We start from the raw sequence: 21,731 nt of genomic DNA on the forward strand, positions 1-21,731 counted from the left end.
AGGACCGATCCGTCGCGCTCGCCCGGCGCATCCGATATCGACGCGCGATGCACCCGCCCGCCGCCGGACATCAGCGCGCCGGCCGCCGCGCACGCGCGGCATCCAGGTCCTCGCACAGCGCGGCCGCGCCCTGCGCGATGCGCGGCGACGGCCGCGTCAGCAGATCGCCGTCGATCGCGAACAGGTTGTTGCGCGCCACGGCCGTCAGCGCGGGCCACGCACGCCAGCGCGCGAGGCTCGGCAGCGGTTCGTTCGAACGGGTCGCCCCGGCGCTCGTCGTCACGATCGCTTCCGGATTCGCCGCGAGCACGGCTTCGTCGGTCACGGTCGGCGCGAGCGGCTTGAGCGACGCGAACACGTTGCGGCCGCCGCAGAGTTCGAACACTTCGTTGATCAGGTGCGTGCCGTTGAGCGTCGTCAGCGGGCGGTCCCACACCTGGAAGAACATCGAGACGGGCGGGCGTGCCGCGTAGCGTGCGCGTAGTGCCGCGATGTCGCGCATGAAGGCGGCCGCGGCGGCATCGGCGGTCGGTTGGGTGCCGAGCAGCGTGCCGAGCCGGCGCAGCGACGACGACACGTCGTCGAGATGCTTCGGTTCACTGAAGAACAGCGGAATGTGCAGCGAGCGCAGCGCGTCGGTCTGCCGCTCGGCGTTGCCGTGCCGCCAGACGACGATCAGGTCGGGCTTCAGCACAGCGATGCGTTCGAGGTCGAGCGCCTTGTTGTCGCCGACGCGCGGCACCGCTTGCGCGGCGGGCGGATAGTCGCTGTACGTGACGGTGCCGACGAGCTTCGCACCGCCGCCGGCCGCGTAGACGAGTTCGGTCGCGTGCGGCGCGAGGCTGATCACGCGTTGGGCAGGCGCGGGTAACGTGACCGTATTGCCGGCGTCGTCGCGCGTCGAGACGTCGGCGTGGACGAGCGGCGCATGAACGAGCGCGGTCAGCAGCGCGGCCGGCGCGAGCCGACGGAACATGCGCGGACTCATGCGGACGCCTGCAGCAGGGGTACGCATTGCGCGAGCGCGTCGCCGAGGCGCTGCCATTCGGCTTCGCTGCCCGGCAAGCCGACGCGCACGCTCGACGGGGCCGGGAAGTGCCGCGTCCAGATCCCGTGCGTTGCGAGCGCCGCATGCAGCGCCGCGGCGCGCGGGTCGTCGGTCCAGCTGAAGAGCGGTGTCGCGCGGACCGCGAAGCCGTGCGCGCGCAGCAGCGCGGCCAGTCGTTCGCCGTCTGCCGCGAGTCGCTCGCGGGCGGCAGCTTGCCACGCGCGATCGGCGAATGCCGCGGCGACCGCGTGGCGCGCGGGGCCGCCGACGGTCCACGCGCCGAGCGTGTCGCGCAACGCGACGATCTGAGTCGGGCACGCGAGCACGAAGCCCGCGCGAATCCCGGCGAGCCCGAAGAACTTGCCGACCGAGCGCAGCACGACGAGCCCCGGACGATCGGCGTGCGGCGCGAGCGATGGGGCGGCGCCCGTGTCGGCGAACGCTTCGTCGACGATCAGCGTACCGCCGCGTGCCGCCAGTTGCGCATGCCAGCCGAGCAGGCGCGCGGTCGGCACGAATTCGGCGGTCGGATTGTTCGGATTCCCGACGATGACGTGACGCAGCGTCGCGGGCAGCGTATCCGCGTGGATGTCGAGCGCGACGACGCGATGGCCGTGGCGCGCGAACGCGGGTGCGTATTCGCCGTACGCGAGCGCCGCGACGCCGGCGTCGCCGGCCGGCAGCAACGCCGGCAACGCGCGGATCGCGGCCTGGCTGCCGGCGACCGGCAGCACGTGCGCGGGATCGGGCGCGTGGTAGTACTGCGCGGCGCAGGCCGCGAGGCCGTCGCCGTCGTCGGGCAGCCGGCGCCAGGCGTTGGCCGGCACGGGGGGCACCGGGTAGCCGATCGGATTGATGCCGGTCGACAGATCGAGCCACGCGTCGTACGGAATGCCGTGGCGGCGGGCGGCTTCATGCAGGTTGCCGCCGTGCGCGATGGATGAATCAGACATGATGGGTGGCCATAACGAGTGCGCCGCTCGCGACCAGCAGCGCGAGCCACAGCGCGAGCGTGCGCGTGACGAGCGACAGCGCGGCGACGATGTGAAGGGCGGTGGCCGTGGCCCCGGTGCCGAGCACCGGGCGATCCTCGATTTCGCCGTGATAGACGGCCGGGCCGCCGAGCTGCACGTTCAGGCTGCCGGCGCCCGCGGCCATCACGGGGCCCGCGTTCGGGCTGTCCCAGTGGCGCGCCTGCGTGCGCCAGCAGCGCCATGCGGCGGCCGTGTCGCCGAGCAGCGCGTAGCTCGCGGCGGTGAGCCGCGCGGGCATCCAGTTCAGCGCGTCGTCGAGGCGCGCGGCGGCCCAGCCGAAGGTCAGGAAGCGCGGCGTGCGGTAGCCCCACATTGCGTCGAGCGTGTTCGCGAGCCGGAACAGCAATGCGCCGGGGCCGCCCGCGACGACGAACCAGAAGAGCGCGCCGAAGATCGCGTCGTTGCCGTTTTCGAGCGCCGATTCGACGGCCGCGCGCGACAGCGCACCTTCGTCCGCGTTGCTGGTGTCGCGCGACACGATGCGCGCGGTCAGCGCACGTGCCGCGTCGAGGTCGCGCCGCAGCAGCGCGGCAGCGATCGGCGCGACGTGTTCGGCGAGGCTCTTCGCGCCGAGCGCGAACCACAGCAGCGCGACGTGCAGCGCAGCGGCGAACGGCCAGGGCAGCACGGCGACGAGCCATGCCGCGACGGCCACCGGCGGCACGACCGCCGCGAGCCACGCGGCGACGCCGATCACACGGCCGCGCCGGCCCGTGTTCAACGCGGCTTCGATGCGCGCGGCGAGGCGGCCGAACGCGACGAGCGGATGCCAGCCGGCCGGCTCGCCGATGGCGCGGTCGACGATCGCGGCCGCGACCGCGAGCATCGCGACGACCGGCAGCGACAGCATCAGCATGACCGGGCTCCCGCCTTGAGGTCGAGCGGCAGCCCGGCAACCAGCAGCGTGACGCGCGTCGCGAGCGCGGCGACGCGCTGGTTCAGGCGCCCGAGCTCGTCGACGTAGCGGCGCGTGACCGACCCGAGCGGCACGACGCCGAGCCCGATCTCGTTGCTGACGACGATCACCTTCGCGCGTGCGCCGCGCAACGCGTGCTCGAGCCGCTCGACCTGCGCCGCGTAGTGCGCATCGTCGAGCGGTTCGCCGTCGGCGGGGCACAGCAGGTTCGTGAGCCACAGCGTCAGGCAGTCGACGAGCAGGCACGCGTGCGGATCGTCGAGCCGCGCGAGCGTGCCCGCGAGATCGATGGGCGCGTCGGCGAACCCCCATTCGGCCGGCCGGCGCGCGCGGTGATGCGCGATGCGCTGCGCGAATTCGGCATCGGCATCGGCGGCGGTGGCGGTCGCGATGTAGGTAACGGGGCGGCCGCTGTCGGCGGCGAGCCGCTCGGCATGCGCGCTCTTGCCCGAGCGCGCGCCGCCGAGGACGAAGGTGAGGTCGTGCGGAATCATCGCGTGATTGTAACGGCGCGCACGACCCGGCGCGGGCGATAATGCCGCCTTTGCTTCGCGACGACCTTTGACACGATGAATGCACCCGAGCCGCGGCCGCGCGGCACGCTGATGATCCAGGGCACGACGTCCGACGCGGGCAAGAGCACGCTCGTCGCGGGCCTGTGCCGCGTCGCGCGCCGCGGCGGCGCGCGCGTGGCCCCGTTCAAGCCGCAGAACATGGCGCTCAACAGCGCGGTGACGGCCGATGGCGGCGAGATCGGCCGTGCGCAGGCGCTGCAGGCGCTGGCCGCCGGCGTTGCGCCGCATACGGATTTCAATCCGGTGCTGCTGAAACCGACGAGCGACCGCGGCGCGCAGGTGATCATTCACGGCAAGGCGCGCATGAACCTCGACGCGCGGGCGTATCACGACTACAAGCCGGTCGCGTTCGATGCGGTGCTCGAATCGTACGCGCGCCTGCGCGCCGGTTACGACACGGTGATCGTCGAAGGCGCCGGCAGTCCGGCCGAGATCAACCTGCGCGATGGCGACATCGCGAACATGGGGTTTGCCGAGCGGGTCGACTGCCCGGTCGTGCTCGTCGCCGACATCGATCGCGGCGGCGTGTTCGCGCATCTGGTCGGCACGCTCGCATGTCTGTCGGACAGCGAGCGCGCACGTGTGCGCGGCTTCGTGATCAACCGCTTCCGCGGCGACCTCAAGCTGCTCGAACCAGGGCTCGACTGGCTGCGCGCGCAGACGGGCAAGCCGGTGTTCGGCGTGCTGCCGTACCTGCACGGACTGCTGCTCGACGCGGAGGACATGCTGCCCGCGCAGGCGCGCAGCGCCGCCGCACGGGGTGATGCCGGCGTGCTGCGCGTGGTGGTGCCCGCGCTGCCGCGCATCAGCAACCACACCGATTTCGATCCGCTGCGCGCGCATCCGCAGGTCGAATTCACGTACTGGAAGAGCGGCCCGGTGCCCGACGCCGACCTGCTGATCCTACCCGGTTCGAAGAGCGTGCAGCGCGACCTCGCGTGGTTGCGCGACGCGGGCTGGGACGCGCTGATCCGGCGCCATCTGCGCTACGGCGGCAAGGTGATCGGCATCTGCGGCGGCATGCAGATGCTCGGCCGCACGCTCGACGATCCGCTCGGCCTCGAAGGCGCGCCCGGCAGCGTGCCGGGGCTCGGGCTGCTCGATTTCGACACGATGCTGCAGCCCGACAAGACGCTGAAGAACGTGACCGGGCACGTCGCGCTGCCGGGCGAGGCTGCCGTGCGCGGCTACGAGATCCATATGGGCGACACGCGCGGGCCGGCGCTCGCGACGCCCGCGCTGATGCTGGCCGCCGATACCGCGCAGGGCGGCGCACGTCCCGACGGCGCGAGATCGGCCGACGGCCAGATCCTCGCGACCTACGTGCACGGGCTGTTCGACGCCCCCGACGCCTGCGCGGCGCTGCTTGCATGGGCAGGGCTCGACGGGGCGGCCCGCATCGACTACCCGGCGCTGCGCGAGGCGTCGCTCGAGCGGCTGGCCGACACGTTCGCCGAGCACCTCGACCTCGACGCGCTGTACGCCGAGTTTCGTTGAGGCCGCGCCGGTCCGTCCTCGCTTTTTCCGCCCGATCGCGTACAACAGAGGAGGGCGGAGGTCCGCCCGAAGGAGGGCGACGATGAGGGCGCGATGGTGGTGGAGCGTACTGCTCGCGGCGCTGCTGGGCGGGTCGGCGGCGGCGCATGCGTGCGATTCGTATGCGCCGGGCGGCGACCAGTCCGGCGGCGATGCCACGCAAGGCAAGGGCGGCTACTGAGCAGGATGCGGGGCATGGTCGGTCATGCCCTTTTTTGTGGTCCGATTCGTTCTTTTGTGGAATCAATTTAAGTGAATTGGCGTGTTTATCGGCCGAATCGATTCGAATAGAGTGCGATCCATTCCCATCCACTCACGAAGGAATCCATCATGAACGCCACCCGCCTGAACGATTTCGCCGCGACGCTGTTGCGCGTCGCACTCGGCGTGCTCTACCTCGCGCACGTCGCGCAGAAGGTGTTCGTCTTCACGCTGCCCGGCACCGCGCAGTTCTTCGCGTCGATCGGCCTGCCGGGCTGGCTCGCATACCTGACCACGTTGGTCGAACTGGCGGGCGGCCTGGCGCTGCTCGCGGGGTTCCGCGTGCGCATCGCCGCGCTGGTGCTGCTGCCGTTCATGCTCGGCGCGGTCGCCGCGCATCTGCCGAACGGCTGGAGCTTCGCATCGCCGCACGGCGGCTGGGAATATCCGGCGTTCTGGGCCGTCACGCTGGCCGTGCAGGCCCTGCTGGGCGGCGGCGCGTTCGCGATCGGCGCGCGCGGGGCCGCGGTCCGGCGCGCGTGACGGGAACGAAAGCGGACGCCGGCGGCCCGGTTCGACGTGACCGGTTCCGGTCACCCCCCGTTTGCCGATATCATCGCTCCCTGTATCCGCAATCGAGCGGCGCCTGTCATGCGGCCGGCGCCGCGCGGCTTTTTCGGGGGAATTCATGACGGTCATCGTGGTGGCGAATCCGAAGGGCGGCGTTGGGAAGAGCACGCTGTCCACCAATCTAGCCGGCTATTTCGCGGCGCAGGGCGCGTGGGTCGCGCTGGCTGACCTGGACCGGCAGCAGTCCGCGCATGCGTGGCTCGACCTGCGGCCGGCCGGGTTGCCGGCGATCGAGGCGTGGGATCTCGATCCGGAGGCGCCGTCGAAACCGCCGCGCGGCCTCGAATACGCGGTGATCGATACGCCGGCCGGCCTGCACGGCACGCGGCTCAACGTCGCGCTGCAACTGGCCGACAAGGTGATCGTGCCGTTGCAGCCGTCGATGTTCGATATTCTTGCGACCCAGCAGTTTCTGGAGCGCCTCGCCGGCGAGAAGGCCGTGCGCAAGGGCAGCGTCGAGGTCGGGATCGTCGGGATGCGGGTCGACGCGCGCACGCGCTCGTCCGACCAGTTGCACCGGTTCGTCGAGGGGCTCGGCCTGCCGGTGCTCGGCTACGTGCGCGACACGCAGAACTACGTGCAGATCGCCGCGCACGGCCTGACGCTGTGGGACGTCGCGAAAAGCCGCGTCGAGAAGGATCTCGAACAGTGGCGGCCGATCGTCGAATGGGCCGAACGCCGCGCGCCGAAGGCCGAGAAGGCCGCCAAGGCAGCGTCCTGAACGCCCGGCCGTCCGGCCGATGCGACCTCCAATGAGAAAGGGCCGGATCCCGTCGCGTACGGTATCCGGCCCTTCGGTCGCCAGCGGCATCGCTGCACCGCGCGCCACGGCACGCGGGCATGCCGCTCAGGTCACGTCCAGTTCTGCGTCGGCACGTGATCGCGGTGGCCCTTGATCTTGTTGCCTTCGTCGATGAACACGAGCTTCGGCTTCCAGCCGGCCTGCAGCTCGGCTTCGTCGACCATCGCGAACGCCGCGATGATCACGAGGTCGCCGAGCTGCGCGCGGCGCGCGGCCGAGCCGTTCAGCGAGATCATCCCGCTGCCGCGCTCGCCCTTGATCGCGTACGTCGAGAAACGCTCGCCGTTGTTGATGTTCCAGATGTCGATCCGTTCGTTTTCGATGAGGCCCGCCGCTTCGAGCAGGTCTTCGTCGATCGCGCACGAACCTTCGTAGTGCAGTTCGCAGTGCGTGACCGCCGCGCGGTGGATCTTCGATTTGAGCATGTGGCGCTGCATGGTGTCTCCGTGATGCGTCGTGAGAGGCGCGGGCGGGCCGCCCGTCAGATTTCCAGGTTGTCGATGAGGCGTGTCGCGCCGAGTTTCGCGGCCGCGAGCACGACGAGCGGCTCGCCGGCTTCGAGTTCGGCGGCGCTCGGTGCGATCAGGTTCGCGCGGCGGCGGATCGCGATGTAGTCGGGCGCCCAGCCGCGTTCGGCCAGGTGCGTGTGCGCGTGCTGCTCGAGCTTGCCGAGGTCGCGCTCGCCGCCGAGCACGCTGTCGCGCACGCGCTGCAGCGTTTTCGCCAGCTCGGGCGCTTCCCTGCGCTCGTCGGGCGTCAGGTAGCGGTTGCGCGACGACAGCGCGAGGCCGTCCTCATCCCGCACGGTCTCGGCCGCGATGATCTCGACCGGCAGCGCGAGCTGCTGGCACATGCGGCGCACGATCATCAACTGCTGGTAATCCTTCTTGCCGAACACGGCGACGCGCGGCTGCACGCAGGACATCAGTTTCGTGACGACCGTGCACACGCCGGCGAAGAAGCCGGGCCGGAACTCGCCTTCGAGAATCCCGCCGAGATCGTCCGGCGGCAGCACGCGGTATTCCTGCGGCTCAGGGTACATGTCGCGCTCGGTCGGCGCGAACAACACGTACACGTTTTCCTGCTGCAGCTTCTCGATATCGTCCTGGAGCGTGCGCGGGTACTTGTCGAAATCCTCGTTCGGGCCGAATTGCAGCCGGTTGACGAAGATGCTCGCCACGACCGGGTCGCCGTGCTGGCGCGCGAGGCGCATCAGCGACAGGTGCCCTTCGTGCAGGTTGCCCATGGTCGGCACGAACGCCGTGCGGTTCTGTCCGCGCAGCTGGTCGCGCAGTTCCTGGATCGAGCTGATGACTTTCATGATCGGGTAGCGGGTTCCTCGCGCAGGCGCGCGTTGGCGCCGCAGCAGCGGCGTCGGGGTCGAAGCGGAGAACGCCGGCGCGCGGGCGGCGCATCGGGCGTCGGCGGATTGTAGAGGATTTGGCCGCGCGACGCATCGATAAAAGAACGATCGTTCACTTTTTATCGAGGCTTGCCGGATACGTGTCGGATACGCGCCGGACGGCCACCCGCCGCGGCGAAGCGGCGAGCGTCGGAGCGAACCGGGAACGGGAGGCGACGGGGGGGGCGGCCCTTATGCGGGCAGGTACGCGAGACGCACGTAGATCGGCGCGAACGGCTCGGCCTGCGTGATCTCGAGCAGCGATTCGCGCGCGAGTTCGAGCATCGCGATGAAGTTCACGACGACGACCGGCACGCCGCGCGACGTGTCGAACAGGTCGGCGAACTCCATGAAGCGCGCGTTCTGCAGCCGGCGCAGGATCAGGCTCATGTGTTCGCGCACCGACAGCTCCTCGCGGGAGATCTTGTGGTGCTGGACGAGCTTCGCGCGCTTGAGCACGTCGGCCCACGCGGCGCGCAGGTCGTCCGAATTCACGTCGGGAAAGCGCGGCGTGACGCTTTGCTCGATGTACACCTCGGCGCGCAGGAAATCGCGGCCGAGCTGCGGCAGCTGGTCGAGCCGCTGCGCGGCGAGCTTCATCTGCTCGTACTCGAGCAGCCGGCGCACGAGTTCGGCGCGCGGATCCTCGGCTTCCTCGCCGGTGTCGGCCTTCTTGACCGGCAGCAGCATCCGCGACTTGATCTCGATCAGCATCGCGGCCATCAGCAGGTACTCGGCCGCGAGCTCGAGGTTCGATGCGCGGATCTGGTCGACGTAGCCGAGGTATTGCGCGGTGACCTGCGCCATCGGGATGTCGAGCACGTTGAAGTTCTGCTTGCGGATCAGGTACAGCAGCAGGTCGAGCGGGCCTTCGAACGTCTCGAGGAACACCTCGAGCGCATCGGGCGGGATGTAGAGGTCCTGCGGCAGCTTGAAGAGCGGCTCGCCGTACAGGCGAGCGAACGCCGCGACACCGTCGACCGTGTCGGGCGTCGAATCGGCGCCCGCGGGCGCGGCGATCGCGTCGTCCTGCCGGGCGGCGCTGGCCTCGTCGGCGGCGCTCACGTCGTCAGAAGTTCTGGTAGTAGACGTACGGCGTTTGCTTCACGCGCGATTCCTGCTGCTCGGCGCGCTCTTCGAGATCGATCGGCTGCTTGTCCCACAGCAGGGAACGGCCCTTGCGCTGCTCTTCTTCGAGCGTCGGCTTCTGCTGCTTGAGCTGGTTCAGGAACTGCGTGACGTCGGACTGGTACGGCATGGCTGGATCTTCCGTTTCGGGCGGCGCACGACGCGCCGGATTCGCGATGGCGGGATTTTACCGCATCACGGGGAACAGCCGGCGCCAATCGCGCGTCGAAACCGCGGGCCGGTCCCTAGCACTCTTTCACAATCGTTTGGCTGTGACGCCCGCGCCCTGTGGTCAAATACAGGGTTTTCCACGAAACCGTGACAATCCAGGACGGCGAGGTCATATTTGGCGGGGCAGTCGAACCAGCAAGCACACACGGCGCATGACGCGGGCCCGCGCGCGGCACGCGCTCGCGCCGGCGCCGCGGCCCGCGTCGCGCGGGCGGCCCTCGCGGGTTGCCTGGCCGCGTGCTTCGCGGTGCCGGCCCACGCGAAGTACGACGTCGACATCGACGCGCCGCGCTCGATCCGCAAGCTCCTCAAGACCCATCTCGACATCGCGCGCTTCGCGAAGCGCGACGACATCAGCGACGACCAGTTCGACTTCCTCGTGACCGCCACGCCGCAGCAGGTGCGCGACCTGGCCGCGACGGCCGGCTATTTCTCGCCGGTCGTGCGCACCGACGTGCGCACGCGCGACGGCAAGCGCGACGTGCGCATCGCCGTCGACCCGGGCAAGCAGACCGTCGTGTCGACGGTCGACCTGACGTTCAAGGGGCCGGTCGAGACCGAGGATCCGAAGCAGGAGACCGCCACCCGTTTCGCGTTCTCGATGAAGCCGGGCGACCCGTTCACGCAGTCCGACTGGGACAGCGCCAAGGGCGCGGCGCTGCGGCAACTGCAGGCGCGCCGCTATCTCGGCGCGAAGATCGCGTCGTCCGAGGCGCGCATCGATCCGCGCACGCAGCGTGCGACACTCGCGGTCACGTTCGACAGCGGCCCGACGTTCACGATCGGCAAGGTTGATGTCGACGGCGTGCGTCGTTATCCGGAAAAGATCGTCACGAACGTCAATCCGTTGTCGGAAGGCGAGATCTACGACGTGCAGCGGATCGCGGAATTGCAGCGGCAGCTGCAGAACACGCCGTACTACGCGAGCGTCGCGATCGACGTCGGCGACGATACGTCGAAGCCCGAGCGCACGCCCGTGCACGTGAAGGTCAGCGAGTTCCCGTACAACAACATCCGCGGCGGCGTCGGCTTCGCCACCGATACGGGGCCGCACGTACAAGGCTCCTATACGTATCTCGACACGTTCGGCGCCGCGTGGCCGCTGACCGTCTCGGGCCGGCTCGACCAGATCCAGCAGTACGGGCAGGTCCAGCTGTCGATGCCGCCGGGCGAGAAGGGCTGGACCAACAGCGTGCTCGCGTCGTACACGAACACCAACGTGTCGGACACCCGCATCTACAGCGCGCGGGTCGGCGTGCAGCGTACGCGCACCGGGCAGTTCATCGACTATTCGTATTCGCTGATGTACTACCAGGATCGGCTCGACCAGAACGGCGCGGGGCCGACCACGAGCCGCGCGCTCGTGCCGCAATGGGCGTGGACCCGCCGCAACGTCGACGATCCGCTGTTTCCGCGCTCGGGCAACCTGATTCATGCGGAGGCCGGCTTCGCGGTCAAGGGCGTGCTGGCCGACGAGACCTTCATCCGCGGCTACGCGCGCGGGCAGCAATACCTGCCGATCGGCAAGCGCGACCTGTTCGTGTTCCGCGCGGAGCTCGGCGGCGTGTTTACGAGCGGCAGCTCGACCGGCGTGCCGGCGTCGCTGCTGTTCCGCGCCGGCGGCTCGAACTCGGTGCGCGGCTACGGCTACCAGAGCATCGGCAACAGCGTCGACGGCTCCGTTCTGCCGACCAAGTACCTGATGACGGGTACGGCCGAATACCAGCACTGGTTCAACCGCGACTGGGGCGCCGCGACGTTCTTCGACATCGGCACCGCGACCGATGCGTGGGGCGAGCGCGTGTTCTACCCGGGCGTGGGCGTCGGTGCGCGCTGGCGCAGCCCGGTCGGCCCGATCAACGTCGACGTCGCGTACGGCCTGCGCAACCACAGCGTGCGCCCGTATTTGACGCTCGGCATCGCTTTCTGAACCTGCCGCCCTATTGACGACCTGACGACCCGCACGACGAACCGCATGACGAAGGACCCGAACGACACGCCGCCGCCTCACGATCCGGATTCGCCCGACGGTGCGCCCGACACGCCGCCGCGCGCGCCGCGCCGTGGCCGTGCGTGGCGTGTCGTCGCGTGGACGCTTGCGACGGTCGTGCTGCTCGTCGTGCTGGCAGTGGGGCTCGTGGCCGGCGCGGTGACGACCGAGCGCGGGACGCGACTCGCGTGGCAGGTGGCCGGCAAGGTGCTCGGGACACGGCTCGCGGGCACGCTCGAAGGCGGCTCGCTCGCGACCGGCGTGCGGTTGCGCGGGTTCGCGTGGACCAGCCCCGACGGCACCGGCACCGAGGTCCGCATCGACCGGCTCGACGGCCGCTGGGCACTGACGCGTGCGCCGTGGCGGCTGTCCATCGCCTATCTGCGCGCAGGCACGATCGACGTGCGGATCGCGCCGGGGCCGTCGACGCCGAGTACGACGCCGCAGGACCTGAGCCTGCCGCTGCAGGTGCGGATCGACGACCTGCGCGTCGATCGCCTCGCGATTCACGAAGGCGGCTCGACGACGCAGCTCGACCATCTCGCGCTGAACGGCCGCAGCGACGGCCGTCACCATGAACTCGTGCTCGACGGCGTCGATACGCCGTACGGCGCGCTGACCGCGCGCGCGAAGCTCGACGGGGTGAAGCCGTTCGCGCTGACGGGCGAAGCCACCTACGCAGGCAAGCTGTCCGACGAAGCGGTCGACGCGCGGGCCCGTGTGTCGGGCTCGCTGGAGGCGCTCGTCGCCGAGGTCGACGCGAGCGGGATGAAGCTGAACGGGCGCGCGCACGTCGAGGCTGCGCCATTCGGCACGGTGCCGCTCACGCGTGCGTCGCTCGCGTTCGACCACGTGAATCCGCAGGCACTGTCGCCCGGCGCGCCGGCAGCCGATCTCGCGGTGCGCGCCGAACTCGCACCAGTGACCGCGCCGGCAGGCTCGGCGCCCGCGAAGGGCTTCGCGGTGACGGGCCCGGTGTCGATCGTCAACGCGAAACCCGGTACGCTCGGCGACCATCTGCTGCCGGTGATCGACGCGCATGCGACCGTGCATCTCGACGCGCACGCGCAGCGGATCGACGGCCTCGCGCTGAAGCTGATCCGGGACGGCAGCGTGACGGGCGGCGGCACGCTCACGGGCGGCAAGGGTCGCTTCGACCTGAAGGTCGCGAACCTCGACCTGAACGCGTTCGTCGCCGAACTGCGGCCGATGCGCCTCGGCGGCCCGCTCGGCGTGACGCTCGCGGGCGACGTGACGACCGTCGATTTCAACCTGAACGATCCGAAGCTCGCGCTGGGCGCGCGCGCCAAGGTCGCGCTCACGCAGCAGCAGACCGTGCTGACCGATACGCGCGTGACTGCGGCCAAGGGGCGCATCGACCTGACGGGCGTGTTCCGCCACGACGCGCACTCGAGCTATGACGCGAAGGCGACGCTGACCGCGTTCGATCCGCTGCTGCTCGCCGCGATGAGTGCGCCGAAGGCGGGCGGCGGCAAGGCGCCGGCGAAGGCCGCCAGGGCCCCGGCCAAGCGCGGCGAAACGCGCGTGTCGGGCACGCTGACCGCGTCGGGCGCGTTCGCGCCGCAGGTCTCGACGAAAGCGACCTTCAAGCTCGCCGACAGCCTGTACGACGGCGTGCCGCTGACCGGCGCCGGCGTCGTGCAGCTCGCCGGCTCGCGCATCCTGCCGAGCAACGCGAACCTGTCGATCGCCGGCAACCACGTCGACCTGCGCGGCAGCTTCGGCGCACCCGGCGACCGGCTGCGCTTCGTCGTCGACGCGCCGCAGCTCGACCGCCTCGGCTTCGGCATCGAAGGACTCGTGCAGGCGCAGGGCGACCTGACCGGCAGCTTCGCGCATCCGAACGTGACGGCGACCTACAAGGCCGAGCACGTCGTCGTCGGCTCGAACCGGATCGGCACCGCCCAGGGCCGCGCGGACATCCGCGACGGCGCGCACGGCGCGCTCGTGTTCACGGCCGACGCGGCCGACATCGCGCTCGGCTCGTTCAAGCTGAAGTCGTTGCGCGCGAACCTCGACGGCACGCGCGCGAAGCACACGCTCGACGCGTCGGCGCTCGGGATGGCCAGCGGCCGCGTGATCGACCTGACGCTCGCGGCGAACGGCGGCGTGGTCGAGAACCGCGACGGCATGCGCTGGGACGGCACCGTCACGCGTCTCGCGAATCGCGGCACGCCGGCGCTCGCGCTGCAGGCGCCGTTGACGATATCGGCCGGCGCCGGTCGTGTGACGCTCGGCGCGACGCGGCTCACGCTCGAAGGCGCGGCGATCGACCTGAAATCGTTCGTGTTCGATCGCGGCCAGATGCGCTCGGCGGGCACCGTGACCGGTGCATCGGTCGCGCGTTTCCTCGAGGTGCGCCAGGCGCTGACCGGCCAGCGGCCGCCGGTGCGGACCGACGTCGTGCTCGATGCCGACTGGGATTTCTCGCTCGGTGCGAACGCGACGGGCCACGTGCAGGTGAAGCGCCGCGGCGGCGACGTGACGATCGAGAGCGGGCGCGGCATCGCGTCGCTCGGCCTGACCGATCTGTCCGCCCGGGCGAGCTTCGCGCCCGGCAACCGGCTCAACGTGACGGCGCTCGCGAAGGCGAGCCGGATCGGCACGCTCGACGCGAACGTCACGGTGCCGTTCGCGTTGCGCGACGGCGTGTTCGGCATCGTCGACGACGGTCCGCTGTCGGGCCGCATCGATGCGGACATCCCGGCGTTGAAGACCACCGGCAACCTGTTCGGGCCGAGCTACCTGCTCGGCGGGCGCGCGGCGCTGAAGCTGACGGTTTCCGGCACGCCGGTGAAACCGAACCTGTCGGGGACGCTGACGGGCGACGAGCTGTCCGCGACGCTGATCGACCAGGGCGTGCAGCTGAAGGACGGCATCGTGCGCGTGAAGCTGTCGGACAACCTCGTCGAATTCCAGCAGGTCGAATTTCACGGCGGCGACGGCACGCTGCGCGCGCTCGGCCGCGTGCGCCTCGACGGCGAGGCGCCGGACCTGACCGCGAGCATCGTCGCGGACAAGCTCGAACTGTTCGCGGCGCCCGATCGCAAGCTGTCGCTGTCGGGCAAGGCCACCGTCGCGAACGACGGGCCGCGCGGCGCGCTGTCGATCGACGGCAAGTTCGTGGTCGACCGCGCGCTGTTCGACCTGCCCGAGCAATCGGCGCCGCACCTGTCGGACGACGTCGTGATCGTGCAGCCGGACGGCACGGTGCGCGGCGAGACGCCGACCGGCACCGCGGTCGCGAAGCCGAAGGCGGTCGAGGACAAGCCGGCGCCATCGCTCGCGCCGCGCGCGAACATCGACGTCGGGCTCGGCAACAACTTCCGCTTCAAGGGGCACGGCGCGGATCTGGGGCTGCGCGGCACGATCACCGTGATGAGCGCGCCGGGCGTGCCGCTGCGCGCGGTCGGCAACGTGCGTGTGACCGAAGGTTCGACGTACACGACGTTCGGCCGCAAGCTCGCGATCGAGAACGGCTTCTTCACGTTCAACGGCCCGGTATCGAACCCGGGCGTCAACATCCTCGCGATGCGGCGCAACCAGGAGGTCGAGGCCGGCGTGCAGGTGACGGGCACGATCCAGTCGCCGACCGTCAAGCTCGTGTCGGAGCCGAACGTCACCGACAACGAAAAGCTGTCGTGGCTGCTGTTCGGGCACGGCACCGACCAGGGCAACAACGTCGGCCAGCAGGGCGCGATGACGGCGGCGCTCGGGCTGCTCGGCAGCGTGACCGGCAAGCGCGTCGCGCAGACCTTCGGCCTCGACGAGGTGTCGGTCGGCCGCAGCGAAGTCGGCCTGACCGATCCGCAGGTCGTGCTGGTGTCGAAGGCGATCAACGAGCGGTTCGTGCTCGGCTTCGAGCAGGGGCTGCAATCGGCGAGCAACGCGTTCAAGGCGACGATCAACCTGACGCGCTTCTGGTCGGTGTCCGCGTACGGCGGCACGTTCCAGGGCGTCGACCTGAACTACACGCGGCGCTTCGATCGCTGGTTCGGGCAGCGCTGACGGCGGATGCGGCTTACCGGGCAGCGATAAAAAAGCCCCGCACGATTCGACATCGTGCGGGGCTTTTTTGCGGCGGCAGCAGTGCGTTCTGCTTACTTCACGCGCATGCCGGGCTTCGCGCCGCTGTGCGGTTCGAGGATGTAGAGGCCCGGTTCCGCCTTCTCGTCGGTGGCCGACGCGGCGAGCACCATCCCTTCGGACAGGCCGAACTTCATCTTGCGCGGCGCGAGATTCGCGACCATCACGGTCAGCTTGCCGACGAGCTGCTCGGGCTGGTACGCGGACTTGATGCCCGAGAACACGTTGCGGGTCTTTTCCTCGCCGACGTCGAGCGTGAGCTGCAGCAGCTTGTCCGACCCTTCGACCGCCTGGCACGCGACGATCTTCGCGATGCGCAGGTCGATCTTCGCGAAATCGTCGATCGAGATCGGCGCGTCGTCGGCGCCGTTCACGACGGCCGGCTTCGCGTTCGCCTTGGCGTTGCTCTTCGCGTCCTTCGCAGCATTGGCGCCGCCGGCGGCCGCGCCGGCTGCATCGGCCTGCAGCGAATCGCGGTTCGCGGCGAGCAGCGCTTCGATCTGCTTCGCATCGACGCGCGTCATCAGGTGCTGGTACGCCTTGATCGGCTGCGCCGACGACAGCGGCTTCGCGGCATCGGCCCACGCGAGCGGCGCGATCCCGAAGAACGCCTCGACCGCTGCGGCGACGCGCGGCATCACCGGCTTCAGCGCGAGCGACAGCAGGCGGAAGGCCTCGAGGCTCACGCTGCAGGTTTCGTGCAGCGCGACCGCGTTGGCCGGATCCTTCGCGAGATCCCACGGCTTCGCGCCGTCGACGTATGCGTTCACTTCGTCCGCGAGCTCCATCGTGTGGCGCAGCGCGCGGCCGTATTCGCGCGCTTCGTAGCTCGCGGCGATCTGCGGAATCGCATCGCGCAGCTTCGCGACGAGCGGATGATTCATCGCGCTGTCCTGCACGCGGCCGTCGAAACGCTTGATCAGGAAGCCGGCCGCGCGGCTCGCGATGTTCACATACTTGCCGACGAGATCGCTGTTCACGCGCGCCTGGAAGTCGTCGAGGTTCAGGTCGATGTCTTCCATCGTCGCGTTCAGCTTCGCGGCGAAGTAGTAGCGCAGCCACTCCGGGTTCAGGCCGGTGTCGATGTAGCTCTGCGCGGTGATGAACGTGCCGCGCGATTTCGACATCTTCGCGCCGTCGACGGTCAGGAAGCCGTGCGCGAACACGTTGGTCGGCGTGCGGTGGCCCGAGAACTCGAGCATCGCGGGCCAGAACAGCGTGTGGAAGTACAGGATGTCCTTGCCGATGAAGTGGTACTGCTCGGCCTTCGAGCCGGGACGGATCCACGCATCGAAATCGATGCCGTTGCGCTCGCACAGGTTCTTGAAGCTCGCGTAGTAGCCGACCGGCGCATCGAGCCACACGTAGAAATACTTGCCGGGCGCGCCCGGAATCTCGAAGCCGAAGTACGGCGCGTCACGCGAGATGTCCCAGTCGGCGAGCTTGGCTTCGCCCGCGTCGCCGAGCCATTCGCGCATCTTGTTGGTCGCTTCGGGCTGCGCGAGGCCGCTCACCCATTCGCGCAGGAACGATTCGCAGCGCGGGTCGGACAGGCGGAAGAAGTAGTGCTTCGAGGTCTTGCGCACCGGCGTCGCGCCGGACACGACCGAATACGGGTTCAGCAGTTCGGTCGGCAGGTAGGTCGAGCCGCACACTTCGCAGTTGTCGCCGTACTGGTCCTTCGCGTGGCACTTCGGACACTCGCCCTTGATGAAGCGGTCCGGCAGGAACATTTCCTTGACCGGATCGTACGCCTGTTCGATTTCGCGCTCGGCGATCAGGCCGGCTTCCTGCAGCGCGAGATAGATCTTCTCGCTCAGCACGCGGTTCTCGTCCGAATCGGTCGAGTAGAAGTTGTCGAACGACACGCCGAAGCTGTCGAAGTCGCGCTTGTGCTCGGTCCACACGCGGTCGATCAGCTGCTTCGGGGTCAGGCCTTCCTTCTCCGCGCGCAGCATGATCGGCGTGCCGTGCGTATCGTCGGCGCCGATGTAGTAGACCTCATGGCCATGCATTCGCAGCGCCCGCACCCAGATGTCGGTCTGGATGTACTCGACCAGGTGGCCGATGTGGATCTGCCCGTTGGCATAGGGCAGTGCGGACGTAACGAGGATCTGGCGGCTGCCTTGCGGCGCCGCAGCCTGCACGGAAGTGAGGTCGGATGCGGACATAGGGTCTGGAGAAGAACAGCGGGAAAAACGACGGGAAACTGCGATTCTAGCAGGGGCGCGGGCCAGCGCGGCGGGCCGGCGCCGCGGACCGGGCGGCGGAAGGGGCGAGGCCGCACACGCGGCATGCCCGGCGACGTTGTGCTGCAGCGCAGCACGAATTCTCCGGGCAAAAAAAACCGGGGCGGATACGGCCCCGGAGCAACAACGACAAGAGGAGAATGGTGACGCGCCGGCAACACCAGCCGCGTACCGTAAATACTGACCACGGCCTGCGACAGAAGTTCGAAAATTTTTTCGATTTGTTACCGGCCCCGCCCAAAGCCTTGCCAGGCGGGGCTGTGCGGGCAGGCTGCCCGCACGATTCCTCTCGTGGTCGCGCTTACTGATGCTGTTGCGGTGCGCGCAGGTAGATCTCGACGCGGCGGTTCTGTGCGCGGCCGGCTTCGGTCGCGTTGTCCGCGATCGGGTTCGATGCGCCCATGCCTTGCGCCGACAGGCGGCCGCCGTTCACGCCGCGCTGCACGAGCGCGTTCACGACGCTTTGCGCGCGATTCTGCGACAGCGTCTGGTTCAGCTGGGCCGAGCCCGTGCTGTCCGTGTAGCCGACGATCGATGCCGTCACTTGCGGGTTCTGGTTCAGCGTCGTCGCGAGGTCGTTCAACAGCGGCGTGAACGCCGGCGTGATCGCGTACTGGTTCGTCGCGAACGTGACCGAGCTCGGCACGTTCAGCTTCAGCGAGCCGTCCGGCTGCTCGGTCACCTGCGTGCCCGTCTGCGCTGCCGACGGTGCGAGCTTGTTCTTGATCGCTTGCCAGTTGTAACCCGTCACGCCACCGACCAGTGCGCCGACGCCCGCGCCGATCGCCGCGCCCTTGCCGCCACCGGCCAGCGCGCCGATCCCCGCGCCCAGCGCCGCACCCGTGCCGGTGCCGACGGCCGTATTGTTGCCTTGCTGCGTGGCGCAGCCTGCCAGCAGTGCGCCGGCGAGTGCGAATACGGACAGGCGAGTCGCGATTTTCATGTTCATCTTGGATTCCTCTCTTGGTTGAACGAGTCGACAACGACGACAAACAACAGTTACGGCTCCCTGCGCGGGCCGTCCGAAAAAGGAAGGCCGGCCTGCGCTCGCGGCAGCCGCCGAGGCGGTCGCATGCCCTGTCCGTCAGCGTGGCTGTTCGGACAGCGCGACGCGTCAGCCTCTACAATATAGGCGGTTAGTGGCCGATTTGGCCCTATAGCGTGCCGCACGCGAAGAGTGCGCCGGGTCGCGCGTTCGCGCAATGGCGTGCAACAGATTCTTTCACTTTTCCCGATTTTCGCAGCGTAATTTGATATTTTTTGACGTTTGCGCGCGAGAAAAACGTTTTCACGGAGTTTCGATGAGCATTGACCGGGCACAAGTCGACGCCGCGCTGGCGGCAGTCGTCGACCCCAATACCGGCCGCCCGTACGCGGCGAACAAGGGCGTGCGCAACGTCGCGATCGACGGCGATGTCGTGGCGCTCGACGTGGTGCTCGGTTATCCGGCGCGCAGCCAGCACGACGACGTGCGTGCACGCGTCGCCGCGGCGCTCCAGGCCGTGCCGGGCGTGCGCGACGCGCGCGTCGCCGTGTCGCAGGAGATCGTCGCGCATACGGTGCAGCGCGGCGTGAAGCTGTTGCCGAATGTGAAGAACATCGTCGCGGTCGCGTCGGGCAAGGGCGGCGTCGGCAAGAGCACGACGGCCGTGAACCTCGCGCTCGCGCTGGCCGCGGAAGGCGCGTCGGTCGGCATTCTCGACGCCGACATCTACGGCCCGTCGCTACCGACGATGCTGGGCATCCACGGCCAGCGCCCCGAGTCGCCCGACAACCAGTCGATGAACCCGCTGGTCGGCCACGGGCTGCAGGCGAACTCGATCGGCTTCCTGATCGAGGAAGACAACCCGATGGTGTGGCGCGGCCCGATGGCGACGTCGGCACTCGAGCAGCTGCTGCGCCAGACCAACTGGCGCGAGCTCGACTACCTGATCGTCGACATGCCGCCCGGCACGGGCGACATCCAGCTCACGCTCGCGCAGCGCGTGCCCGTCACCGGCGCGGTGATCGTCACGACGCCGCAGGACATCGCGCTGCTGGACGCGAAGAAGGGGCTGAAGATGTTCGAGAAGGTCGGGATTCCGATCCTCGGCATCGTCGAGAACATGAGCATCCACATCTGCTCGAACTGCGGCCACGAAGAGCACATCTTCGGCGCGGGCGGGGCGGAGCGGATGGCGCAGGATTACGGCGTGAACGTGCTCGGCAGCCTCCCGCTCGACATCGCGATCCGCGAGCGCGCCGACAGCGGCACGCCGACGGTCGCGGCCGAGCCGGACGGCGCGCTCGCGCGTCGTTACCGCGACATCGCGCGCGGGGTGGCGCTGGCGATTGCCGAGCGATCGCGCGACATGACGTCGAAGTTCCCGTCGATCGTTGTTCAAAATACGTAAAACCCTTGCGGGGCGGGGCCTCACGCTGTTTACGGCGCCGCGAGGCGCGGTATCATGGCGACTTTTCCCGGGTCCCTTTACCCGCCCGGCGCGGCCGCCGTGTCAAACGGCCGTCAGCCGGCATGAGGATCGAATGAAACAACGACATCACGGCGTGCGCGCCGGCCGCGCGCAGCGCGCGCTGCTGGCCGCCGCCGCGCTGGGCCTGCTGGCCGGCTGTACCTCCTTTTCCTCGTCGCACGAAAAACGGGCCGACGCCCAGCTGCAGCCGACGGTCGGCTCGCAGGCGCGCGGTGCGGTGACGTTCGTCGAGCGCCCGGACGGCGTGCAGGTCACCTACAACCTGGTCGGCCTGCCGCCGAACAGCGATCACGCGCTGCAGGTGCACGAACGCGGCGACTGCAACGCGGGCGACGGCTCGAGCGCCGGCCAGGTGTTCGCGCCGGCCGCCGACCGGCTGCGCGCCGGCGCGCGCGTCGCCGGCGATCTCGGCAACATCCATGCGGATGCGAACGGCGTCGCGGCCGGCTTCATCGTCGCACCCGATCTGGCCCTCGATGGCGTGCGCTCGGCGATGAACCGTGCGGCGCTGGTGCATCGCGACGCGAGCGACCCGGCGTTCGCGCAGCATGGCGCGGGGCCCGCGCTGGCCTGCGGCGTGATCCGTTGACGGCCGCCGCGTGCGCGAGCCGATGATCGCGTAAAATGTCCGCCTTTCCCGGCCGCCGCCTTGCGCGAGCGGCCCTCCCTGACCGTCACGCAGCGTTTCCAGGCGCCCTGATATGAAACGACCCCAACGCTCACTTCGTTCGCTGTCCCCCGAGGGGACGGCCAGCCTCCTCGGGACGGCCCTGCGGAGGCTGGCATGAGCATCAAGTCCGACAAATGGATTCGGCGCATGGCCGAAGAGCACAAGATGATCGAGCCGTTCGTGCCCGATCAGGTCCGCGCGTCCGAGGACGGCCGCCGGATCGTCAGCTACGGCACGTCGAGCTACGGCTACGACATCCGCTGCGCGGACGAATTCAAGATCTTCACCAACATCAACTCGACGATCGTCGATCCGAAGAACTTCGACGAGGGTTCGTTTGTCGATTTCAAGGGCGACGTGTGCATCATCCCGCCGAACTCGTTCGCGCTGGCCCGCACCGTCGAATATTTCCGCATCCCGCGCACCGTGCTCACCGTCTGCCTCGGCAAGTCGACCTACGCGCGCTGCGGGATCATCGTCAACGTGACGCCGTTCGAACCCGAGTGGGAAGGCTACGTCACGCTGGAATTCTCGAACACCACGCCGTTGCCCGCGAAGATCTACGCGAACGAAGGCGTCGCGCAGGTGCTCTTCTTCGAAAGCGACGAGGTGTGCGACGTGTCGTACGCCGATCGCGGCGGCAAGTATCAGGGGCAGCGCGGTGTCACGCTGCCGAAAACCTGATCTGGTTGCATAACGTCTCACCAGTTTCCGGGTGACCGCTGCGCGTGACGCGCC

Annotated in this window: 19 protein-coding genes; 9 read left to right on the plus strand and 10 right to left on the minus strand. The window is 69.2% G+C overall.

Going from position 1 to position 21,731, the window contains the following annotated elements; all coding sequences use genetic code 11:
- Positions 1-70: 70 nt before the first annotated feature.
- Genes DFS13_RS13770 through cobU form a run of 4 tightly spaced genes read right to left on the minus strand, consistent with a single transcriptional unit; the run spans position 71 to position 3,492 of the window.
- Positions 71-988, minus strand: a complete 918-nt coding sequence (locus DFS13_RS13770) for a cobalamin-binding protein (protein WP_111441816.1) — start codon at positions 986-988, stop codon at positions 71-73.
- Positions 985-2,001: a threonine-phosphate decarboxylase CobD gene (gene cobD / locus DFS13_RS13775; protein ID WP_006496109.1), complete on the minus strand. Its 1,017-nt coding sequence runs from the start codon at positions 1,999-2,001 to the stop codon at positions 985-987. Before cobD ends, DFS13_RS13770 begins: the two co-directional genes overlap by 4 nt.
- Positions 1,994-2,938 carry an adenosylcobinamide-phosphate synthase CbiB gene (cbiB, locus tag DFS13_RS13780; RefSeq protein ID WP_006496108.1) on the minus strand — a complete coding sequence of 315 codons (945 nt, stop codon included), beginning with the start codon at positions 2,936-2,938 and terminating at the stop codon, positions 1,994-1,996. The genes cobD and cbiB overlap by 8 nt, the downstream gene beginning before the upstream one ends.
- Positions 2,932-3,492: a bifunctional adenosylcobinamide kinase/adenosylcobinamide-phosphate guanylyltransferase gene (gene cobU, locus DFS13_RS13785; protein ID WP_006496107.1), complete on the minus strand. Its 561-nt coding sequence runs from the start codon at positions 3,490-3,492 to the stop codon at positions 2,932-2,934. The genes cbiB and cobU overlap by 7 nt, the downstream gene beginning before the upstream one ends.
- A 75-nt stretch (positions 3,493-3,567) precedes the next feature.
- On the opposite strand from cobU, the gene DFS13_RS13790 reads away from it, so the two are divergent.
- From DFS13_RS13790 to DFS13_RS13800, 4 genes are all read left to right on the plus strand, one after another.
- Positions 3,568-5,070, plus strand: a complete 1,503-nt coding sequence (locus tag DFS13_RS13790; RefSeq protein WP_111441817.1) for a cobyric acid synthase — start codon at positions 3,568-3,570, stop codon at positions 5,068-5,070.
- Between the two features lie 82 nt (positions 5,071-5,152).
- A complete protein-coding gene (locus DFS13_RS40310) occupies positions 5,153-5,290 on the plus strand; it encodes a hypothetical protein (RefSeq protein WP_166677917.1) in 138 nt (45 codons plus the stop codon).
- Positions 5,291-5,439: 149 nt separating this feature from the next.
- A complete protein-coding gene (locus DFS13_RS13795; RefSeq protein ID WP_111441818.1) occupies positions 5,440-5,853 on the plus strand; it encodes a DoxX family protein in 414 nt (137 codons plus the stop codon).
- A 145-nt stretch (positions 5,854-5,998) separates the two neighbouring features.
- Positions 5,999-6,661 (plus strand): ParA family protein, encoded by a 663-nt coding sequence (locus DFS13_RS13800; RefSeq protein WP_006484037.1) that lies wholly within the window; start codon positions 5,999-6,001, stop codon positions 6,659-6,661.
- Between the two features lie 131 nt (positions 6,662-6,792).
- Here the strand turns inward: DFS13_RS13800 and panD are convergent, their stop codons facing one another.
- The 4 genes from panD to DFS13_RS13820 form a co-directional block, all read right to left on the minus strand.
- Positions 6,793-7,179 (minus strand): aspartate 1-decarboxylase, encoded by a 387-nt coding sequence (gene panD, locus DFS13_RS13805; protein WP_006484038.1) that lies wholly within the window; start codon positions 7,177-7,179, stop codon positions 6,793-6,795.
- A 44-nt stretch (positions 7,180-7,223) separates the two neighbouring features.
- Positions 7,224-8,063: a pantoate--beta-alanine ligase gene (gene panC, locus DFS13_RS13810; RefSeq protein WP_006496102.1), complete on the minus strand. Its 840-nt coding sequence runs from the start codon at positions 8,061-8,063 to the stop codon at positions 7,224-7,226.
- Between the two features lie 273 nt (positions 8,064-8,336).
- Positions 8,337-9,209 (minus strand): ScpA family protein, encoded by an 873-nt coding sequence (locus DFS13_RS13815; RefSeq protein WP_006478106.1) that lies wholly within the window; start codon positions 9,207-9,209, stop codon positions 8,337-8,339.
- 4 nt (positions 9,210-9,213) lie between these two features.
- Complete coding sequence (locus DFS13_RS13820; RefSeq protein WP_006484044.1) at positions 9,214-9,402, minus strand: DUF3460 family protein; 189 nt, start codon at positions 9,400-9,402, stop codon at positions 9,214-9,216.
- Between the two features lie 216 nt (positions 9,403-9,618).
- Here DFS13_RS13820 and DFS13_RS13825 point away from each other — a divergent pair, with 216 nt between their 5' ends.
- Positions 9,619-11,433 carry an autotransporter assembly complex family protein gene (locus tag DFS13_RS13825; RefSeq protein ID WP_012492817.1) on the plus strand — a complete coding sequence of 605 codons (1,815 nt, stop codon included), beginning with the start codon at positions 9,619-9,621 and terminating at the stop codon, positions 11,431-11,433.
- Between the two features lie 45 nt (positions 11,434-11,478).
- Positions 11,479-15,522 carry a translocation/assembly module TamB domain-containing protein gene (locus tag DFS13_RS13830; protein WP_111441819.1) on the plus strand — a complete coding sequence of 1,348 codons (4,044 nt, stop codon included), beginning with the start codon at positions 11,479-11,481 and terminating at the stop codon, positions 15,520-15,522.
- Positions 15,523-15,614: 92 nt separating this feature from the next.
- On the opposite strand, the gene metG is transcribed toward DFS13_RS13830, so the two are convergent.
- Both metG and DFS13_RS13850 read right to left on the minus strand, forming a co-directional pair.
- Complete coding sequence (gene metG, locus DFS13_RS13835; RefSeq protein ID WP_006493649.1) at positions 15,615-17,771, minus strand: methionine--tRNA ligase; 2,157 nt, start codon at positions 17,769-17,771, stop codon at positions 15,615-15,617.
- A 379-nt stretch (positions 17,772-18,150) separates the two neighbouring features.
- Complete coding sequence (locus DFS13_RS13850) at positions 18,151-18,798, minus strand: OmpA family protein (protein WP_006485420.1); 648 nt, start codon at positions 18,796-18,798, stop codon at positions 18,151-18,153.
- A 352-nt stretch (positions 18,799-19,150) separates the two neighbouring features.
- Between DFS13_RS13850 and apbC the strand changes: the two genes are divergently transcribed.
- From apbC to dcd, 3 genes are all read left to right on the plus strand, one after another.
- Positions 19,151-20,242, plus strand: coding sequence for an iron-sulfur cluster carrier protein ApbC (gene apbC / locus DFS13_RS13855; RefSeq protein ID WP_006485416.1), 1,092 nt, complete (start codon positions 19,151-19,153; stop codon positions 20,240-20,242).
- A gap of 133 nt (positions 20,243-20,375) precedes the next feature.
- Positions 20,376-20,912 carry a superoxide dismutase [Cu-Zn] gene (gene sodC / locus DFS13_RS13860; protein ID WP_006493653.1) on the plus strand — a complete coding sequence of 179 codons (537 nt, stop codon included), beginning with the start codon at positions 20,376-20,378 and terminating at the stop codon, positions 20,910-20,912.
- Positions 20,913-21,107: 195 nt separating this feature from the next.
- Positions 21,108-21,677: a dCTP deaminase gene (dcd, locus tag DFS13_RS13865; RefSeq protein WP_006398615.1), complete on the plus strand. Its 570-nt coding sequence runs from the start codon at positions 21,108-21,110 to the stop codon at positions 21,675-21,677.
- The last annotated feature ends 54 nt before the right edge of the window (positions 21,678-21,731 follow it).

The sequence above is a fragment of the Burkholderia sp. 28_3 genome, assembly GCF_003253915.1.
In the GTDB taxonomy this organism is placed as follows: domain Bacteria; phylum Pseudomonadota; class Gammaproteobacteria; order Burkholderiales; family Burkholderiaceae; genus Burkholderia; species Burkholderia cenocepacia.

What these genes read in the sequence shown, in the direction of transcription:
- DFS13_RS13820 (WP_006484044.1), bottom strand. Translation starts at nt 9,402, where the DNA reads ATGCCGTACCAGTCCGACGTCACGCAGTTCCTGAACCAGCTCAAGCAG.
- cbiB (WP_006496108.1), bottom strand. Translation starts at nt 2,938, where the DNA reads ATGCTGATGCTGTCGCTGCCGGTCGTCGCGATGCTCGCGGTCGCGGCC.
- sodC (WP_006493653.1), top strand. Translation starts at nt 20,376, where the DNA reads ATGAAACAACGACATCACGGCGTGCGCGCCGGCCGCGCGCAGCGCGCG.
- DFS13_RS40310 (WP_166677917.1), top strand. Translation starts at nt 5,153, where the DNA reads ATGAGGGCGCGATGGTGGTGGAGCGTACTGCTCGCGGCGCTGCTGGGC.
- DFS13_RS13850 (WP_006485420.1), bottom strand. Translation starts at nt 18,798, where the DNA reads ATGAACATGAAAATCGCGACTCGCCTGTCCGTATTCGCACTCGCCGGC.
- dcd (WP_006398615.1), top strand. Translation starts at nt 21,108, where the DNA reads ATGAGCATCAAGTCCGACAAATGGATTCGGCGCATGGCCGAAGAGCAC.
- cobD (WP_006496109.1), bottom strand. Translation starts at nt 2,001, where the DNA reads ATGTCTGATTCATCCATCGCGCACGGCGGCAACCTGCATGAAGCCGCC.
- metG (WP_006493649.1), bottom strand. Translation starts at nt 17,771, where the DNA reads ATGTCCGCATCCGACCTCACTTCCGTGCAGGCTGCGGCGCCGCAAGGC.
- cobU (WP_006496107.1), bottom strand. Translation starts at nt 3,492, where the DNA reads ATGATTCCGCACGACCTCACCTTCGTCCTCGGCGGCGCGCGCTCGGGC.
- panC (WP_006496102.1), bottom strand. Translation starts at nt 8,063, where the DNA reads ATGAAAGTCATCAGCTCGATCCAGGAACTGCGCGACCAGCTGCGCGGA.
- DFS13_RS13770 (WP_111441816.1), bottom strand. Translation starts at nt 988, where the DNA reads ATGAGTCCGCGCATGTTCCGTCGGCTCGCGCCGGCCGCGCTGCTGACC.
- DFS13_RS13830 (WP_111441819.1), top strand. Translation starts at nt 11,479, where the DNA reads ATGACGAAGGACCCGAACGACACGCCGCCGCCTCACGATCCGGATTCG.
- DFS13_RS13795 (WP_111441818.1), top strand. Translation starts at nt 5,440, where the DNA reads ATGAACGCCACCCGCCTGAACGATTTCGCCGCGACGCTGTTGCGCGTC.
- apbC (WP_006485416.1), top strand. Translation starts at nt 19,151, where the DNA reads ATGAGCATTGACCGGGCACAAGTCGACGCCGCGCTGGCGGCAGTCGTC.
- DFS13_RS13800 (WP_006484037.1), top strand. Translation starts at nt 5,999, where the DNA reads ATGACGGTCATCGTGGTGGCGAATCCGAAGGGCGGCGTTGGGAAGAGC.
- panD (WP_006484038.1), bottom strand. Translation starts at nt 7,179, where the DNA reads ATGCAGCGCCACATGCTCAAATCGAAGATCCACCGCGCGGCGGTCACG.
- DFS13_RS13790 (WP_111441817.1), top strand. Translation starts at nt 3,568, where the DNA reads ATGAATGCACCCGAGCCGCGGCCGCGCGGCACGCTGATGATCCAGGGC.